At 38.5% G+C, this 17,452-nt stretch carries 17 protein-coding genes; 1 reads left to right on the top strand and 16 read right to left on the bottom strand.

Annotated elements, in window-relative coordinates:
* Nucleotides 1–242 precede the first annotated feature (242 nt).
* The 3 genes from QSJ81_RS09405 to QSJ81_RS09395 all read right to left on the bottom strand — a co-directional run bounded on the left by QSJ81_RS09405 (nucleotide 243) and on the right by QSJ81_RS09395 (nucleotide 2,157).
* Nucleotides 243–485: an anti-sigma-F factor Fin gene (locus tag QSJ81_RS09405; protein ID WP_285717158.1), complete on the bottom strand. Its 243-nt coding sequence runs from the start codon at nucleotides 483–485 to the stop codon at nucleotides 243–245.
* Between the two features lie 51 nt (nucleotides 486–536).
* Nucleotides 537–920: a hypothetical protein gene (locus tag QSJ81_RS09400; protein ID WP_285717157.1), complete on the bottom strand. Its 384-nt coding sequence runs from the start codon at nucleotides 918–920 to the stop codon at nucleotides 537–539.
* 79 nt (nucleotides 921–999) lie between these two features.
* Entirely contained in the window at nucleotides 1,000–2,157 is a 1,158-nt protein-coding gene (locus QSJ81_RS09395; RefSeq protein WP_285717156.1) for an MFS transporter, read from the bottom strand.
* A gap of 209 nt (nucleotides 2,158–2,366) precedes the next feature.
* On the opposite strand from QSJ81_RS09395, the gene QSJ81_RS09390 reads away from it, so the two are divergent.
* Nucleotides 2,367–3,161: a RelA/SpoT domain-containing protein gene (locus QSJ81_RS09390; RefSeq protein WP_285717155.1), complete on the top strand. Its 795-nt coding sequence runs from the start codon at nucleotides 2,367–2,369 to the stop codon at nucleotides 3,159–3,161.
* Nucleotides 3,162–3,443: 282 nt separating this feature from the next.
* Here QSJ81_RS09390 and QSJ81_RS09385 read toward each other — a convergent pair whose 3' ends face one another.
* The 13 genes from QSJ81_RS09385 to QSJ81_RS09325 form a co-directional block, all read right to left on the bottom strand.
* The gene (locus tag QSJ81_RS09385) at nucleotides 3,444–4,355 is read right to left on the bottom strand and encodes a peptidoglycan DD-metalloendopeptidase family protein (RefSeq protein ID WP_285717154.1); all 912 of its coding nucleotides are present in this window, start codon (nucleotides 4,353–4,355) and stop codon (nucleotides 3,444–3,446) included.
* 419 nt (nucleotides 4,356–4,774) lie between these two features.
* The gene (gene glpX, locus QSJ81_RS09380; protein ID WP_285717153.1) at nucleotides 4,775–5,740 is read right to left on the bottom strand and encodes a class II fructose-bisphosphatase; all 966 of its coding nucleotides are present in this window, start codon (nucleotides 5,738–5,740) and stop codon (nucleotides 4,775–4,777) included.
* A 123-nt stretch (nucleotides 5,741–5,863) separates the two neighbouring features.
* A complete protein-coding gene (gene fsa / locus QSJ81_RS09375; RefSeq protein ID WP_285717152.1) occupies nucleotides 5,864–6,508 on the bottom strand; it encodes a fructose-6-phosphate aldolase in 645 nt (214 codons plus the stop codon).
* A 69-nt stretch (nucleotides 6,509–6,577) separates the two neighbouring features.
* Complete coding sequence (locus QSJ81_RS09370) at nucleotides 6,578–7,219, bottom strand: hypothetical protein (protein WP_285717151.1); 642 nt, start codon at nucleotides 7,217–7,219, stop codon at nucleotides 6,578–6,580.
* A 132-nt stretch (nucleotides 7,220–7,351) separates the two neighbouring features.
* The gene (locus QSJ81_RS09365; protein ID WP_285717150.1) at nucleotides 7,352–7,753 is read right to left on the bottom strand and encodes a response regulator; all 402 of its coding nucleotides are present in this window, start codon (nucleotides 7,751–7,753) and stop codon (nucleotides 7,352–7,354) included.
* 108 nt (nucleotides 7,754–7,861) lie between these two features.
* Nucleotides 7,862–10,210 carry a hypothetical protein gene (locus tag QSJ81_RS09360; RefSeq protein ID WP_285717149.1) on the bottom strand — a complete coding sequence of 783 codons (2,349 nt, stop codon included), beginning with the start codon at nucleotides 10,208–10,210 and terminating at the stop codon, nucleotides 7,862–7,864.
* Between the two features lie 22 nt (nucleotides 10,211–10,232).
* Nucleotides 10,233–10,814, bottom strand: a complete 582-nt coding sequence (locus QSJ81_RS09355) for a Yip1 family protein (RefSeq protein WP_285717148.1) — start codon at nucleotides 10,812–10,814, stop codon at nucleotides 10,233–10,235.
* Complete coding sequence (gene sppA, locus QSJ81_RS09350) at nucleotides 10,815–11,765, bottom strand: signal peptide peptidase SppA (protein WP_285717147.1); 951 nt, start codon at nucleotides 11,763–11,765, stop codon at nucleotides 10,815–10,817. It lies immediately after the preceding gene.
* A gap of 92 nt (nucleotides 11,766–11,857) precedes the next feature.
* Complete coding sequence (pyrG, locus tag QSJ81_RS09345; RefSeq protein ID WP_285717146.1) at nucleotides 11,858–13,465, bottom strand: CTP synthase; 1,608 nt, start codon at nucleotides 13,463–13,465, stop codon at nucleotides 11,858–11,860.
* A gap of 109 nt (nucleotides 13,466–13,574) precedes the next feature.
* The gene (gene rpoE / locus QSJ81_RS09340; protein ID WP_038667426.1) at nucleotides 13,575–13,940 is read right to left on the bottom strand and encodes a DNA-directed RNA polymerase subunit delta; all 366 of its coding nucleotides are present in this window, start codon (nucleotides 13,938–13,940) and stop codon (nucleotides 13,575–13,577) included.
* Nucleotides 13,941–14,069: 129 nt separating this feature from the next.
* A complete protein-coding gene (argS, locus tag QSJ81_RS09335; protein ID WP_285717145.1) occupies nucleotides 14,070–15,734 on the bottom strand; it encodes an arginine--tRNA ligase in 1,665 nt (554 codons plus the stop codon).
* Nucleotides 15,724–16,164 (bottom strand): YwiB family protein, encoded by a 441-nt coding sequence (locus QSJ81_RS09330; RefSeq protein WP_285717144.1) that lies wholly within the window; start codon nucleotides 16,162–16,164, stop codon nucleotides 15,724–15,726. Before QSJ81_RS09330 ends, argS begins: the two co-directional genes overlap by 11 nt.
* A gap of 221 nt (nucleotides 16,165–16,385) precedes the next feature.
* Nucleotides 16,386–17,255 carry a methyl-accepting chemotaxis protein gene (locus QSJ81_RS09325; RefSeq protein ID WP_285717143.1) on the bottom strand — a complete coding sequence of 290 codons (870 nt, stop codon included), beginning with the start codon at nucleotides 17,253–17,255 and terminating at the stop codon, nucleotides 16,386–16,388.
* Between the last annotated feature and the right edge of the window lie 197 nt (nucleotides 17,256–17,452).

Here is a 17,452-nt window from a genome sequence, read left to right as displayed (position 1 = left end):
ATATCATGATATTTTAAAAAACTAGTCACTGAACATGTGGTATTTAACACACCACAACCATACCATGCAGCTCTCTTAATCCTTCACAAGAGCGACAGGTAAAAAGGGGCTTTAGCTGTTGCTAAAGCCCTGGTACCTTACTGTATTATACTGCAAACAATAGAAATGTAATCCACCTTTTTTTTGCAAGCAAGTACGACTACTCTTTGCCTGCATCATAAGCTGTGAAGATCGAAGATTTCTTAATGTAAAAGCTCTTTTTGCTGCTTTTGAGGCAGCCCTTCCTCAAAAAATCCCATGGACTCTATACACTTATCACATAAAGAATGAACATACATAGTATTCTTCATTAAATCAACTTTTATTATATCTTGGCGTTCTTCAGCAGTCAAGCAATCAAAACCGAACTTAACTTCATCTACTTCATCTACCTCTATTGTATCAATAGCATCACCACAATGTTCACAACTATAATATATTTTCATGATCCATTTTCGCCTCCAAAATAATACGTAAAAACTTATAGTTATAACTAGTTAGGAAGATAACCGAATCATTGTTACATTCCAAACTAAATGTATGCAGCTGGCTACAAGAATTGCTAAGACCACGCTGCCACTCATATGTAAAATTAGAAGTGTAGATGCTCCAAAAACGGTGTGACCTACTATACTAAATAAAGCTGCATATCCCCCCCGCCCCAACTGGTCACAATACCAATCATAAGCAGCTTCCAAAATACCAAAAACAACATGGGTAACTAAAATATCAGCCGCTAAATAGTAAGAACAAAGTGTCTTTGTCATTTCTTCTACCAAAGGGCTATAACTAATGACAGCCTTAATGCCAATATACTGTATTAACACTTTATTTAATAAGAAACTCAAACCAGCCATTAAACAGCCAATCACATAAGCCATGATTACCTCTTTATATACAACTACAATGAGTCTATTATTGCCGATGTGAGTGGTATTTATACAATTAGTAACGGCTAGGTTACCCCTCCCCCTTTTCTATAGTACTTCCTATCAATAGGATAACCAATGCCGCCGATACAGCCGTGACAACAATACATGCCCAAGAGCCAACTTGTTGTTTTAGAAAACTGGTTACCAACATTCCCACAACGGAACCAGCAAGACCAGATGTCAAAAAGAAAGTCACAGCACGAGGTGAATGCGTAGCTTGTAAGGTTCCATAGGAGAGGATTGATGGATACAAACCAGCGACTGCTAACCCTAACAAGATTGTTAGGCAAAGTATCACTACGTAGCTCTTGCTAATAATAATGAAACTGGCAGCAGCAAGACCAATAAAAGCGCAGGAAATGATATAGCGGTAAAGAGATATGTAGTTTATTACAATCCCTGTTATAACTCTACCTATCGCCTGGCATATATAAAAAATAGTCAGCACCAAACTTGCCTCCACAACATCTACTGACAAGTTCTCCCGAAGATGTAAAACAATCCAATAGGTATAACTAAGTTCCAACATACAATAAACTCCCAAAGCGATGCTAGTCCGATACATACTTGAGCTCCAACTTTCACTAGAGTTAGATTGCGCAAGTTCTTCCAATGAATTTGCAGGAACTTTAGGCAGGTTAGATTTTAAAAAGTAAGCAAATAGAGCCAATGCTCCTAGTAACGTAAAGGGCGTCAAAAAAATCATTTCCCACTGAATGCCCCTCGCTAACATAGAACCAGCCATAGCGGGAGTTACTAACGCACCTGCACTATAAAAGAAATTTAGTAAGTTAAGTTTTGAGGAGCGTTTGTTTCCTTGGTAATTTTCAATTACGATCTCGTTACCAACAGCCGTCAAGAGCCAATTGCTCAACCCTGTAAGAAATACACCAATCCCAAACATCGTTAAATGATTAGAAACCGTAATTGAGAGAGCAGCCAATCCGCCACATAAAATTCCTACAAAAATGAGTCTGCGTTTTCCAATTACCTCTAGCAAAAAACCGCTTGCTAAGGCTGCTATGCCGCCACCTATAATGCCAAGAGCAAAAACATAACCAATCGTTGAAGTATCTACAGAATACTTCCTAGCAATCTCTATGATCATAACACTGCCAAGAGGAGCTGTGAGTCCCTGAAAGGCAAAAATAAGATACGGCAGTAAAAGGTTTAAATCTAGATTCATAGAATCCCCCAAATAGTATATTTTGTTAACTTGATGGCTTCTCATTCTATTAGCATTTCTCAAAAAGGCGATAAAATATTCTATTTCAAGCCTAGGGTCAATTCACGTATATATTATTAAACATCTTGAGAAGATTAATTGTTAATTATAGAATTCTTCGTTATAATTACATTATCTATATTGCTTATTCATGCAGAGGGGAATATTATATGAGCCTTATAAAAGAATCTTTTCTAACAATTCATCATATTTCTGAAGATGATATTATCAAGAGTGAAATAAATTGGGAAACGATAACAGATATTTTTCTTGATTTTAATAACTATAAATATGTGTACCAAACCCAGGCTGAATTTATCGCTAGTACACTAAGAACACACCCTAAAATACATTTTGTAAAATCTAGAGTCAAAGAGTCAGAACGACTTATCGAGAAAATCATTCGCAAAACACCATCTAGAAAAGAATCATATGGCAAAGATTTTCAGTTTACAGTTGAAAATTACAAAGAAGAAATAACTGATTTAATTGGAATTAGGGCGATTCATATTTTCAAAGAAGATTGGGATGATATCCACAATTTCATTACAACAACTTGGAAGGTTATGGAAATTACCGCAAATGTTCGAGAAGGCGATGACACTCAGCGTTTTGAAGATTTAAAGATTAAAATCAATTCAAGAAAATCCGGCTATCGTTCTGTTCACTACTTGATAGAATTTTTCCCTACTAACCAAAAAGTAATTGCAGAAATTCAAGTACGAACAATCTTTGAAGAAGGCTATGGAGAAATCGACCATCAATTGCGATATTCTCACAAAGAAATCCCACAAATACTAGCTTCTAATCTTTTATTATTTAATCGTATCGCGGGCAGCTCTGATGAAATGGCGTCCTTTATCAATCAACTGAATAAAAACCTTAGTGACATAAAAAAAGAATATGAAAAAACTATATTAATAAAGGATCTAAAAATAAAAGAACTAAAAGAACAGTTGAAATAATTAAGGCATAAGAAAAACGCTACGCGTCCTTTTTGAACCACGAAGGCATGAAGAATGTGAAGGACATGAAATATATAAATCCCTTGCTTTCTTTGCATCTGCGACCTCGTGTTTCATACGTTTTCCCACAAAGTGCTACATACTATTAATATCAAAAATGTATACTATCTGATTCCGCAAAAAAGCTAAGGGCAATGTGATTCCACATTGCCCTTAGCTTTTTTAGCATTATTTATAGATAGAATCGTCAACATAATACAATTCTAAAATGTCTTTTTTATTTTATGGTAATACATTATATGGGTTAATCGGTGTACCGTTTTTTCTCACCTCAAAGTGAAGATGCGGCCCTGTAGAGTCCCCTGTGTTCCCCATGTACGCAATACTTTGACCTGCTTTTACGTACTCTCCACTCTCTACAAGAGATTCATTAAGATGCCCATAGTAAGTCGTATATCCTTGATCGTGCTCTATAGTAACCAATCGACCATACCCACTCGACCAACCGCTATAGGTTACACGTCCCGAGCGGGCAGCACGAACAGTTGTTCCAATATCATTAGCAAGATCAATACCGTCATGATGCCTCCCCCATCGGTAGCCAAAACCAGAACTTACGTCTCCTACTGTCGGCCAAATAAAACGATTATTTACACCGCCACGTGAGGCTGGTGACTCGGCTCTTGCCAGTAACCGTTCTGGCTCTTTAATTTTTTTACCGCCAGGAATGAACAGATTTTCGCCAATTGCTAACTCTTCATCCTTCTTATTGTTAGCCGCCATAATAGCAGCTACATCTACTTGAAACGTATTTGCAATCCTCCATAGGGTATCTCCCATGTCTGCGCGATAGAGTACACCTTTTTGCGGTAAAATTATCAATTGATCTCCTGGATGAATATCGGTACTCAAATTTTCATTTGCTCCCTGCAAAGTATCAACATCAATATTATACAGCTCGGCAATCACACCCAAGGTCTCACCTTCTTTAACAGTGTGGATTTTATTTTTAGGAACGTTTTCTGGCTGAGCTGCTATATTGGCTTTTTCCTCCGATTGAACTGCCTCTACCTTTGGTTCTATTGGTTGATTCTTAGGGGTCTTACCCGCAAAAAAAAGAAGAGATCCCACACAAACAAAAGCTGCCAACATATATAAAAATCTCGATCGTTTTTGTATCCAAATCAAATTCACATCATTACCTCCACTTTTTTGTGAAAAAAACATGAATATAACATAGAAACTTTCTATGTTATATTCACATAATATATCATAAGCACCAACTATAGTATTTATGCATACTATTTTCAATAACATAGCAATTTAGCTTACCATTTTGGCAACTTTCAGCTAAATTTTTACAAATCAATAGTACATTAATACTTAAAATTAAAACGTGCTATCATTTACGATTTTAAAAACAAAGAGAGACTTGGCCAATGCCAAGTCCTTTTTTATAAAGAAGACTTGATTCAAATAGAGTTTTAACTCCATCTGAATCTTAGCCCTTCTTATCCAGGGACTTAGCCGCCTTAGCTCCCAATAGAAGATGGGAGTTTTAGAGCGGTTTAGTCATCGGATAAATAATAGTACACCTAGCAAGAAACCTATTTCTACGCGCGTTTAATGGAAAAAGGTTTACGATCAAATTTATGAATGGCATCTACAAAACGTACAGTACCAGTTTTGTAACGCATAACAATAGAATGGGTCCGTGCACCGCCACCAAAATAGCGCACACCGTTCAATAAATCACCTTGGGTAATAGCGGTTGCAGCGAAAAACACATCCTCGCCTTTTACCAAATCATCAATCGTCAATACTTTATTAATATCCATAATACCCATCGTTTTAGCCCGAGCAATCTCTTGTTCATTTTCAGGGCGCAAAATACCTTGCATATCGCCACCTAAGCATTTAACCGCAGCAGCTGCGATAACGCCTTCTGGTGCACCACCCATACCAATCATCATATGAACGCCTGTGCCTTCAATACAAACGTTAACAGCGGGAGATACATCACCATCTGTAATTAGCTTGATTCGCGCGCCAGCACTACGTGCTTCTGCAATAATGTCAGCGTGACGAGGACGATCTAGAATAACGACTGTCAAATCTTCTATTTTACGTTCTAAAGCAGTCGCTACTGCCTTTAAGTTTTCCGTAACCGATGCCTTAATGCTTACTTTACCGGCACACTTAGGCCCGACGGCAATTTTATCCATATACATATCCGGGGCATGCAAAAGACCACCACGGGATGCAATCGCAAGAACTGCAATAGCACCAGGCAAACCTTTGGCAATTAAGTTCGTTCCTTCTAGAGGATCAACTGCGATGTCTACATCAAGGCCACCACCGCCAACAGCTTCCCCTATATATAACATGGGGGCCTCATCCATTTCCCCTTCGCCAATAACAACTTTACCATTAATATTAACACAATCAAAAGCTGCGCGCATTGCGTCAACAGCCGCCTGATCGGCTAAGTTTTTTTCCCCTTTACCCATCCAACGTCCTGAGGCAATCGCCGCGGCTTCTGTTACACGGACAAATTCAAGTGCGAGTTCACGATCCATTTAGCAACATCTCCTTTTAAACAACAATTATATTTTCTATTAAAAAGCAATAAAGAAGACCCGGCTTATGCCAAGTCTCACTTATCCTTACTTGGAACCCATTTTAAACTCACTATCTTTGAACTATAAATTTGCGTTTTTCCAGTCTTCTAGAAATCTTTTTATCCCTGCATCTGTCAAAGGATGCTGAAGTAAACTAATAAGCACTTTATAAGGTACAGTAGCAATGTGTGACCCAGCCAATGCAGATTGGGTAACATGAATCGGATGGCGCACGCTTGCAGCAATAATCTCTGTTTCAATATCATGAATAGCAAAAATATCAGCTATGGTTTTTACTAATTCAATTCCATCCTGACCGATATCATCTAGCCGGCCAACAAAAGGACTAACATAAGAAGCTCCAGCGCGAGCGGCCATAAGGGCTTGATTCGCAGAAAAGATTAATGTAACATTCGTTTTAATCCCTTCACTTTTTAGGGCCTTTACTGTCTTAAGTCCCTCCATATTTAACGGAACCTTAACAACTACATTCTCTGCAATAGCTGCTAATTCCCGTGCTTCTGGCAACATATCTTCAAAAACAGTACTAATGACTTCTGCACTAACAGGGCCATCAACTAGCCCACAAATTTCTTTTATAACTTCTTTTATATTTCTTTTTTCTTTTGCAATTAAAGAAGGATTTGTCGTAACTCCAGCTACAACTCCTAAGGCCGCAGCGTCCTTAATTTCATTAAAGTTTGCTGTATCAAGGAAGAACTTCAATTTTACTACACCTCATTTCTTTATTCTGCTTCTTGTGTAAATTTTTTATAACCTGATTGACACTATATTCTAATGTTTACGCCGCGAACGACGCGGCGAAATAATTTCAATAGAATCTAATGCTTCGACACAGGCCAAATCTTTCTCACTTTGGGCTGGAATGAGAAGATGGCCACCACACTGGGCACATTCTAGTTCAATACCTTCAGGCAGCACTTCGGCGCCAATCGCGCTGCTACCGCAACGGCAATAAACTTTTCCTTTTTCAGCAATATCATGTATCTTATTTAAGGTTTCAAACATAACTTGCGGATTTTCAATGTAGTCATCATACTCATCAATATCCATACCAAGAGACATCTTTTCAAACTCTATTTTATTTTTATTAATCGTCTCTGCAATAAATTGCCGCGATCCCATAAACCCAAGCTCAAAATTTTCCTGCACACAATATATTTTATCCATAGAAGCACGCCAAAAGCGATTGCTGTCAAGACAAACAACATGGTTAGTTTGGCATAAAACACAAGGGATGTCCAATAAACACTGACGTTCGCCAACACTAGTAATGGAGGCTTGTAATTGACCACAACTACATAGAAGCTTTCTGCCAGTCGTGTTTTTCAGATCAAATCTTGAAATATCATGCATGTGCAATTTGCCACAACGCGGACAATATAAAGCTAGTGTTGAAACAGTGTTAATAATCATATACATCCCCTCCTCTCGCTATTGATTTCGCCAAACAATAAAAAATTCCTGCCTCTATTTTAAAAACCCTCTTACCGTCTTTTCTAAATAAAACACCCAAAGACTTTACTTTGGGTGTAGAAACTATTTCAATTAGCCGATCTTTAATTCGCATTCCTTACCACTACCAAATATTAACGTACTAATCATAGAACATAAATCAATAATATCAAAAGGTTTTGTAATATATGCGTAAGCACCTAATTCTTTGGCAGTGTTCACCAGTTCCAATTCGCCATATGCTGTCATCATAATCACTTTATTAGCTTGGTTTAATCGTTTGAGCTCACGGAGTGTTTCAATTCCGTCCATACCTGGCATTTTCATGTCCATTAAAATCAAAGCCGGGTTAACCTCTTTGACTTTTTGTAAGCCTTCATAACCATTTGCAGCAGTATGTACTACATATCCTTCTTCAGTTAAAACTTCCATCAACAATCTTCTAATTCCTGGCTGGTCATCAACAACTAATACTGTATGTGTGATATTAGACATCCTTCGCCTCTCCTCATTCCTTTTTACTCGTTTTATGCTCTATGTTATATGTCTATTCGCACAATAGGAAAAATATCCTCCTATTTACTGGGAAAAATAGGATTTAATCTATTTTTTTTTGAATATTTTTTCTTTTATGACATGAAACTTTGATATTAGCTTATATACTAGCTCATTATGATAGATTTTCAAAGTATATACGGCCGATTTATCATCTACTACAAAGAAAATATCATTATATGGTGTTGGCAACCCCCAAGTACTATAGATTGGCTGTCCATTTTTTAACACACTGATACGATAAGCACTATCACGTAGATATAAAGGATACTTCACTCCTACATTATGGATATGATTTCCATCCGTAGGGATATCATGCCCCAAAACGTGGATTGCATACTCGGCAACCCCATATTTATCTGACTGCCTTGGACCATAAATAGCTAGTAATTCTGGTGTATAGTAATCTAGATAAGCCTCCACCAATTCACTGGCAGTCCCAAAAGCGAGTAACCCTGAGGAAGCATATTGATTTTTTACATAGGATAAATGTTCATCTAATGCTTGGAATTGCCCACCTTCTAGGCTTTTCCAATCCCCTTGCCCCATCATAAACATGGCGTGAGTAAATCCTACTATACTATGAATACCAGGCTTTACGTTCCCACTGCTATTAGTAAAGTACTTCATACCTTGGTCAGTTTTTTGATTCATTACTGCAGCACTTTGGCTATCGTAGGCAATCGATTGCCTTGGTGTGGGGCGAAACTCTACAATTCCTAGTGCCCGAATATCCTTGCCTGGAGTGTTAATATCATCAGGGGCAGCAAAGTAAATTTCTTGTCCATAATCACCACTTGTCAAGCCACCTGCATTACCATCAGCATCACTTGAGCCCCACAGCCCTGCCTTTTTAAATGCATTGGTACTCATCGCTTCATCTGCACTACCATTACCAAAATCGAAGGAACCAGCTCTCGCTGTGAGGAGTTGCCCTTGGGAGGAACTCGCTGCAATTTGATCTAAAATACGTTGATATTCGTATAACATGCCTGTCCGGCTGTTATAATCACTAAAGTCACCTTCTGTAGTGATAGAATGAGCCCAGCCGTGTTTCAAATGATTAGCCCACAAGCCATCAACTGACTCGTTATAAGATAATACATTACCAGGTAAATAGGGGTCATAATCCGTATGAAAATGAATCCCATATTCATGCCCTTTTTGAGTTTCTCGTAGTACGGAAGCTTTAATATCTGCTACTACCTTAGGCCACTCCCCTGTCTTGGATTGACCTGCCGCCCATTCTGCCGCCTTAACAGCAGGCCAAGCAATGTAATGGGTCCACTTTGCGCCATACCTTTCGGCGATTTTATCGATAGCTTCCGCTTTATTTACCATTTGGCCGCGAAATTCCTCTGGCTCCAGCCAACTATCAGAATTTCCCCAAGCTTTTGCATAGCCAGCCCCATCAATAGGCTCTAGGTCTTCCGTCATTACATAAAATACTTTACCCGGTCTTGTATCTCTTACAGCAACGCCAACCTTCGTCTGTACATTTTTACCATTTATACTAAACTGTATAGGCCAAGCTTGATTTAAGTTTACTGCATCCGGCCTTTGTGCCCTAACCTGAAAACTAAGATGCCTCTTTTCTCCTGGTGCTAATTGCTCCACAACTTGCACCTCAGGACTGATGGCAATCACACCATAACCAAAAGGTTCCTGCAGCATTGCTTCCACAGAAGGAATGAGATTTTGCGTTATGTTCTCAATATCCATCTCGATCGGAAATACATCTCCCAAATTAGCTGTGTATTCCACCATCTTTGGTATGACTCGTACTGCTTTCGTACTATCTATATCTGCACTAAACTGGGTTATCAGAGCGTGTTGCCCTTCACTCACCTCTACACTTAGTCGATACTTTGCCACACCTGCCAAATCTCCTGTGTTTAGGCTTTTTAAGATATCGGAAAAAGAATAGGTTTCCTCTAACCAGCCACCTTGATAATTAGTATTGTAACGAATATCCTGCCACTTACTTTGTTTCGTTTCTGTAGGAATCTTCCCTGTAAAAACAGACCCCTTTTCTCCAAGAATATTTCCTTTTTGATCAAGGGCCGCCAGTCTAATCCTTCCCCCACCTTGCGTAGATAAAAACTCCAAGCGCATATGAGCAACAGCTGCATCATTTGCCTCAACCTCTACGAAATATTCCATAGAACCATTACTCCCTGCCGCTAGTTCCAGTATATTCGTCCCCTGTCCTTCATCCTTCAAAATCCGATACGAATTTCCTGCCCCCTGCTGCAAAAGTTGATTGGGAAGTCCCCATTTTATTGTTTCATCCTCTGTAACAATACTGAGCCCTGCTTTAAAAGGCAAAGGCTTCTCAGTACAACCTCCTAGCATAACTGTTAGAAGTAGTATTATGACTATAAATTTACCTCTCATTTCATCCTACCCTTTTATCGATCTACAACCACATTGGCATCTGAATCAACGCACTGCTAATAAAGGTAAAGGTAACCGCACCTACTAATACCATAATCAGCATTGGCGTAACAAGTACGAGCACAGCTTTCGTTGTAGAAAATTGATACACCTCTTTAATTGCTACAATATGTAAAACAAACGACCAACTCAAAATTAGGAGCGCTACTAAGGCCATCATTATACTCTTAAAATTAGCTGGTAATAAAGCCGCGAATACCCACAATGGCACAATAAGTACGGAGGGAAAATAGGCAAAGCCTAAAGCCGAAAATAATCCAACAGCTGTGCCTCTACCCCCAAAGAATTCTGCAATTAAATGCCACACGGCAGTTCCTAAAATCCATAACATAAGACTGGCAATTATCTTAAACCCGATTACTAAGTGAACCAGAGCGGTCCCACTAGAAGCCTTTAAACCAAAATACAAGGCCCATAAAGGTATTAATAAACTAAGAAAAAACACAATCAGAGATTGACTAATATTCTTCTTATCAGCAATAACCCTCATCCCCATCTTGGGCTGAAATAATACATCATACATAACATCAAATATATTCCCCATTTACTTCACCTGCCATTTTTCTGGCGAAGCTTCCAAGGGAATGCCAAAACTTAACTGGTTTTGTGCTTTTTGAAACAAAAACTGTTCTAGCAAAGTACTTATCTTTTCACTAGGGCCAAAGAGCATTTGCCAAGGGGTTTGTTTGCCAAGCTCCTTTATTTCTGGTTTTCCCACAATACCTGCCAACTGCGCGGCCCCATCAATAGCATCATACATATTGCCTAATTCGTCAACCAAACCTAATTGTTTCCCTTGATTCCCTGTATAAATACGTCCATCAGCCAACTTCCGCACCTGGTCCTTATCCATCTTACGCCCTTCAGCTACAACATCCACAAACTGATTGTAAATATCATTCACCATAGTTTGAATGATTTCTCGCTCTTCCTGTGTCATTTGACGTTCAGGAGACATAATATCTTTATGAGGACCACTTTTAATTTTCTCTTGATAAATACCAACTTTTTTATATAACTCTTCCCAATTTGCATAAGGCATATATACTCCGATACTACCGGTCATCGTTGTAGGATTTGCATAAATTTTATCTGTACAAGCTGCCAGCCAATATCCTCCCGAGGCTGCAACATCCCCCATAGAAGTCACCACTACTTTACCTTGAGCCCGCAGCTTCTTAAGTTCTTCTCCTACTTCTTGAGAAGCTGCTGCGCTGCCACCTGGACTATTAATCCTGAGAACCACAGCTTGTACGTCTTTGTCATCTCTTGCTTCATGGATTTGCTTAATGACTTGATCGGTACCACCTTGTTCAAAAAGTACAGTGCTTTGCCCTCGTCCACCTAAAATAACACCTTCAACGTGAATGATGGCGATTTTACCAGAGCGATTTGCCTTTCCCCGTTCCTTTGCGCTGTTTGCCATAGATGCTAAACCCACAAGGGAAAATAATACGAATATGCCAATTACAACCATAACTGATTTTTTATACATGAGTATCCTCCTTATTGTCTAACCCTAATACTGTAAGTCTATAGGTATAGGAAAAAGCAACTGTCGACAAATCGTCCAACAGTTGCTTCTTTCTACTTCTTGTTGCTCAGAGCAGCCTTTACAAATTCTCTGAATAAAGGATGAGGATTGGTTGGACGTGATTTCAGTTCTGGATGAAATTGAGTACCAACAAACCATGGATGATCCTTCACTTCCACGATTTCTACCAAACGACCATTAGGTAAAGTTCCACCGATCACAAGACCAGCCTGGGTAAGCTGCTCTCTGTAGGCATTATTGAACTCCCAACGATGACGATGACGTTCATAAATAATCTCATCTTGGTAAGCTTGCTCAGTCAAGGTACCTTCTGATACCTTACATGGGTAAACGCCTAGGCGCATAGTTCCGCCTTTTTCTTCAACAGCCACTTGTTCTGACATCAGATCAATCACAGGATAATTTGTCTCACCATTAAACTCTGTACTATGAGCATCTGCCATTTTACATACATTACGAGCAAACTCGACAACAGCACATTGCATACCTAAGCACAATCCGAAAAACGGCACCTTGTTTTCTCTGGCATATTGGATGGCTTTAATTTTACCTTCCACACCCCGATCGCCAAAGCCGCCTGGTACCAAAATACCATCAACACCCTCAAAGCACTTTTTAAGATCCACAGCCTCGTCTTCAATTTCTTCTGCATTGATCCAGTGAACCTGAATGGATGTATCATTAGCAATACCGGCATGTCTTAATGCTTCTGCTACACTTAAGTATGCATCAGGTAAAGCTACATATTTACCGACAATAGCAATTTTAACAGTATTGGTAGGATTAATAATCTTGTGAACCATTTTGCGCCAATCAGCCATGTCTGCATCGCCAGCATCTATTTTAAGTTTTTCTAAAACAATACGATCAAGGCCTTGCTCTTGTAACATCAAAGGAACTTCATAAATACTTGACGCTGTTTTATTTTGAATGACTGCATTGGAATCAATATCACAGAAAAGTGCTAATTTATCTCGCATATCTGGAGAGATATCATATTCCGTACGGCAAACAATAATATCAGGGGTAATACCAATACCTCTTAACTCTTTTACACTATGTTGAGTAGGTTTAGTTTTTAATTCCCCTGCTGCAGCAATGTAAGGTAATAATGTTACATGAAGATAAAGTACGTCATTGCGCCCTACTTCTTTTTTCACCTGGCGAATTGCTTCTAAAAAGGGCAGACTTTCAATATCGCCTACAGTGCCGCCAATTTCAGTAATAACAACATCTGCATTATCCTCTTTGCCTACACGATAAACACGATCTTTTATTTCATTGGTGATATGAGGAATGACTTGGACTGTACTTCCTAAATAATCACCTTTACGTTCTTTATTAATAACAGACAAATATATTTTTCCTGCTGTCACATTGGAACTTTTGCTTAAATTAATATCAATAAAACGTTCATAATGACCCAAATCCAAATCTGTTTCGGCTCCATCTTCCGTAACAAATACTTCACCATGTTGATAAGGACTCATGGTTCCTGGATCAATATTTATGTAGGGATCGAATTTTTGAATGGTAACCTTCAGTCCGCGATTCTTTAACAACCGCCCCAATGAAGCAGCAGTAATACCTTTACCAAGTGAAGATACAACCCCCCCGGTAACGAATATATATTTTGCCATAATCTCAATTTCCTCCTAAAATGCCTTTAACAGATCTATTATTTATACGTCCATATTTAGTTCAAGTACGCCAATCATTTTATCCTTACTAAAGGGCAGTGTCAAGTATTTATTCTCGCTCACCAGGCTCTGTTGAAGCTGCAACATATTCTTGCTGGATTTCTTCAAAAAGTTTTTCTCGACGGGATGAAAAAGAACTGGTTACACTCTCGTTTTCATCATTTGAGTGAGCGCTTAATTGTTGAGGTGACCAGTCCATAAGACCCCACATACCTTTTCCCATATGAACAAATCGGCTATCCATATTGATTTGTGTATGCACTTCGGACATGGCATGAGCCAAAGAATGAATTCTGCGTCCCTTAAGCTCTAAAACCTCTGTTATTAAATCTCTAAAATACATAGAGTGTCCTGTTTTTTGTAAAATTTTATAAGCCAATTCTACCTCTGAGACTTGTTTCATCATTTCTGTCATATATTTATTCCTTCCGCACTTAGCGTCTAATTTTTTATTTTTATTTTTATTTAAACACCAATTTCACTATTTTTTCTGGTATTATTCACCAAGCAAGAGGAAACTCCTCTTCTTAATAATGCTTTAATTTTACATTTTCTCTGGGGCACTTATCCCTAAAATATTGAGTGCATGACGAATGGTTGTTTGTACAGCCAAGGCTAAACCCATTCGCGCTAGCTGTAAATCACGATCCACACCCTTAATACGGCATTGGTTATAAAAAGTATGAAATTGTCCTGCTAAGTCATGTACGTATCGAGCAATACGGTGTGGTGCCCGCTCTTTTGCTGCATCAATTATTTCTTCTTTGTATTCACCCAACTTTTTAATCAAATCGATCTCACATTCCGTTGTTAGTAAATTTAATTTACTATGATCGATCTCACTAAGAGTGATGCCATCTTCTGTAGCTTGACGGAATATGCTAGCAATTCGTGCATAAGCGTATTGAATATAATAGACCGGATTTTCGTTTGATGTAGATTTCGCCAAGTCAAGATCAAAATCTAATTGGCTATCAAGAGAACGCATAATAAAGAAGAATCTTGCAGCATCTGTGCCAACTTCTTCAATCAGTTCTGTTAATGTTACACTTTGCCCTGTGCGTTTTGACATCTTAACCAATTGACCACTTCTGTATAAACTCACCATTTGTACAATTAAAACTTCTAATTGTTCAGGAGAATACCCCAAGGAGCCAATAGCAGCTTTCACACGGCATATGTACCCATGATGGTCAGCACCCCAAATATTAATGAGCTTTTTAAACCCTCGCTCTAATTTATTGCGATGATAGGCAATATCAGCAGCTAAATAAGTAGGAATTTTATTATCCCGAATTACCACTCGGTCTTTATCATCCCCATAGGCTGTGGATTTTAACCAAAGAGCCCCATCATGTTCATAGATAGAACCATTATCTTTTAGAACTTGACAAGTCTTTTCTAATGCACCATTTTGATGCAAGGTACATTCGCTAAACCATACATCAAAGTATACATTAAAAGAGGCTAGATCAGCTTTTAATGCCGCTAATTTTTCCTGTAATGCTATTTCTTTAAATTTGGTTAATCGTTCCTCTACAGAAAAAGCCAGATAGGCATCTCCTTCTCGATCAATAATACCTTTAGCCGTGTCAATAATATCCTCACCATGGTATCCGTTTTCAGGAAAATCAATTTCTTGATTTAAGAGTTCTAAATAGCGAGCATGAACAGATGCAGCTAAATTATCAATTTGATTACCAGCATCATTAATATAGTATTCACTCGCAACATCATAACCTGCAGCTTTTAATAAATTAACCAATGCACTTCCGACTGCTGCGCCACGTCCATGACCTACATGAAGTGGTCCAGTTGGATTTGCACTGACAAATTCCACCTGAATTTTTTCTTTCCCACCGGCTTGGCTGTTCCCATAATTTTCACCCTGAGTTAACACATCTGCTAACATAGTATATAACCAGTCTGTTTTTAAATAAAAATTAATAAAACCAGGACCAGCAATAACGGCTTTTTCCATCCATGTTTCATTCATTCGTTCTACAATGGCCTCGGCAATGACCCTTGGATTGGTTTTCGCTCCTCTAGCTGCCTGCATTGCAAAATTCGTAGCAAAATCACCAAATTCTTTTTTAGGTGGCACCTCTAAGATAACTTGAGGCAACTCATGATCTGCAAATACACCATCAGCAATGGCTTTATGAGCTGCTTGGTAAATTGCCGTCTGCAATAAATCTTTAATATCCACGTTTGCTTTCCTCCCGTATGCTGATAGACAAAGTATTAGCGCTTTGCCATTGTCCGTTCATTTCTAATTCATAACTAATATCTAGATTTTTAATTCCAATAATACTATCTAAGGTTATTTTCAGGCTGTTTGTCACTATACTCATTTGCATAGTACCATAAGGCGTAACATATGTACTACGGCTTTTTTCGCCTAACCGAAAGTCTTGTTTATGCTCCACGCTGCCCGTTCTTACTAGTGTCACCTGTTTATCATACACTTTTAGCATCGTAGTGACGCCTTCAAGACCCGATATTTCGCTATCTTTATATAAGATATAGTTTACACCATTTTTACTATAACAGCGACCTAAAGTGATAAGTTCAATTCGTGATTCTTCTTTTTGCTCATCCTTTTGCGTGCCAATTATCGTAACTACAACATTTTTCATATTATCTCCCTTGCCAACCTGAAATATATTATAGCGTACTCAGCAAATATTGCAACCAAAGGCGACGATTTATCAAAAAAAAAAAAATATAGCGCCTCCTGCCTGTGCTTACCAGACAAGCGGCGCTTTTGCAGATAATAGTCTGTTATACAGCTCACGCTCTATTACTATAGTATGTAAAAGAATGTCTAAAATATGTTTTTTAGCCTGGTATCAATTAATCATTCATTTCTTTCAAAGGCCGCTACCAAATCAGCAGAGGATGTTTGTACATCTTGTACGACTTTAATAATATCTTGCATTGTCCCTGCTTGCTTGTTGGAAATTACAGCAGACTGATTAATACCATCAATCACTTTTTGAATGGACTCTTGTATCTCTTGCAAAATTTTATTGATATTTTCGGTAGCATCCGCACTATTTTGCGCTAAGTTTTGCATTTCTTGTGCTACAACGGCAAAACCCCTACCATAATTCCCCGCCCTAGCGGCTTCAATGGAAGCATTCAAACTCAATAGCTTTGTTTGGGTAGCAATTTTACGACTCATATCAAGTATCTTGCCTGTGTCCTTTACCCTTCTAACTGAATCATGAGAAACATTTACTACGCTTTCCGTATTGGCAGCCAATTCTTGAGAAGAAGCAGAAATACCTTCGATAGCAGCAACAGCCTGTTCTACATTTCGCGAAACAGCGTGGGCGACTCCCTGCACAATTTCGATTTGTTTTGCCTGCTTTAATCGACTACTAAGCAAAGCTACCACAACCTTAGCAATGGGACGGACATAATCTAACTGACCAGCAATTGCAAAAGTACCTACCCTCTGTCCATCTACCTCAATTGGATAATTTTGCCCTTCCTTTAAGGTTGGATTTTTTTGCACATCTGCCGTAGTTACTACATATTCATCCAAATGCCCACTAAGAATTTTTTGTGACCCTTCGTGTTTTGTCCCAAGTCGTTTTCCACTGTCGGAATCCCCGACAATCATAGCATCTTGATTACAAATGATGATATGATAGTTTGTATTTTGATAAATAAACCGAGCTAAAGAGCCTGCCATTTCCGAGGTTATTATATAGTCAGCCATTGTTGCCATCTCCCTTTTGTGCCGGACCTTCTTTTATCTGGCGTTTCAGCATCCGATAATATGTATCTATATAAGTTCAATAAGAACATGTTAATTCCTGCTAAAGATTTACAATTTAACCAATCCTTTTCTCTAAAAATATCACTTTCCCTAAATCCTTCTAGTCGAAAATTAATAGTTAATAAATCTGTTGAACC

The organism is Pelosinus sp. IPA-1 (genome assembly GCF_030269905.1).
Taxonomy (GTDB): domain Bacteria; phylum Bacillota; class Negativicutes; order DSM-13327; family DSM-13327; genus Pelosinus.
The sequence above is the reverse complement of the archived record's forward strand: the minus strand, read 5'-3'. Positions and strand labels throughout refer to the sequence as shown.

Excerpts from the sequence above, each read along its gene's own strand:
- QSJ81_RS09405 (WP_285717158.1), bottom strand. The coding sequence starts at position 485 with ATGAAAATATATTATAGTTGTGAACATTGTGGTGATGCTATTGATACA.
- QSJ81_RS09400 (WP_285717157.1), bottom strand. The coding sequence starts at position 920 with ATGGCTTATGTGATTGGCTGTTTAATGGCTGGTTTGAGTTTCTTATTA.
- QSJ81_RS09395 (WP_285717156.1), bottom strand. The coding sequence starts at position 2,157 with ATGAATCTAGATTTAAACCTTTTACTGCCGTATCTTATTTTTGCCTTT.
- QSJ81_RS09390 (WP_285717155.1), top strand. The coding sequence starts at position 2,367 with ATGAGCCTTATAAAAGAATCTTTTCTAACAATTCATCATATTTCTGAA.
- glpX (WP_285717153.1), bottom strand. The coding sequence starts at position 5,740 with ATGGATCGTGAACTCGCACTTGAATTTGTCCGTGTAACAGAAGCCGCG.
- QSJ81_RS09370 (WP_285717151.1), bottom strand. The coding sequence starts at position 7,219 with ATGATTATTAACACTGTTTCAACACTAGCTTTATATTGTCCGCGTTGT.
- QSJ81_RS09365 (WP_285717150.1), bottom strand. The coding sequence starts at position 7,753 with ATGTCTAATATCACACATACAGTATTAGTTGTTGATGACCAGCCAGGA.
- QSJ81_RS09360 (WP_285717149.1), bottom strand. The coding sequence starts at position 10,210 with ATGAGAGGTAAATTTATAGTCATAATACTACTTCTAACAGTTATGCTA.
- QSJ81_RS09355 (WP_285717148.1), bottom strand. The coding sequence starts at position 10,814 with ATGGGGAATATATTTGATGTTATGTATGATGTATTATTTCAGCCCAAG.
- sppA (WP_285717147.1), bottom strand. The coding sequence starts at position 11,765 with ATGTATAAAAAATCAGTTATGGTTGTAATTGGCATATTCGTATTATTT.
- pyrG (WP_285717146.1), bottom strand. The coding sequence starts at position 13,465 with ATGGCAAAATATATATTCGTTACCGGGGGGGTTGTATCTTCACTTGGT.
- rpoE (WP_038667426.1), bottom strand. The coding sequence starts at position 13,940 with ATGACAGAAATGATGAAACAAGTCTCAGAGGTAGAATTGGCTTATAAA.
- QSJ81_RS09330 (WP_285717144.1), bottom strand. The coding sequence starts at position 16,164 with ATGAAAAATGTTGTAGTTACGATAATTGGCACGCAAAAGGATGAGCAA.
- QSJ81_RS09325 (WP_285717143.1), bottom strand. The coding sequence starts at position 17,255 with ATGGCTGACTATATAATAACCTCGGAAATGGCAGGCTCTTTAGCTCGG.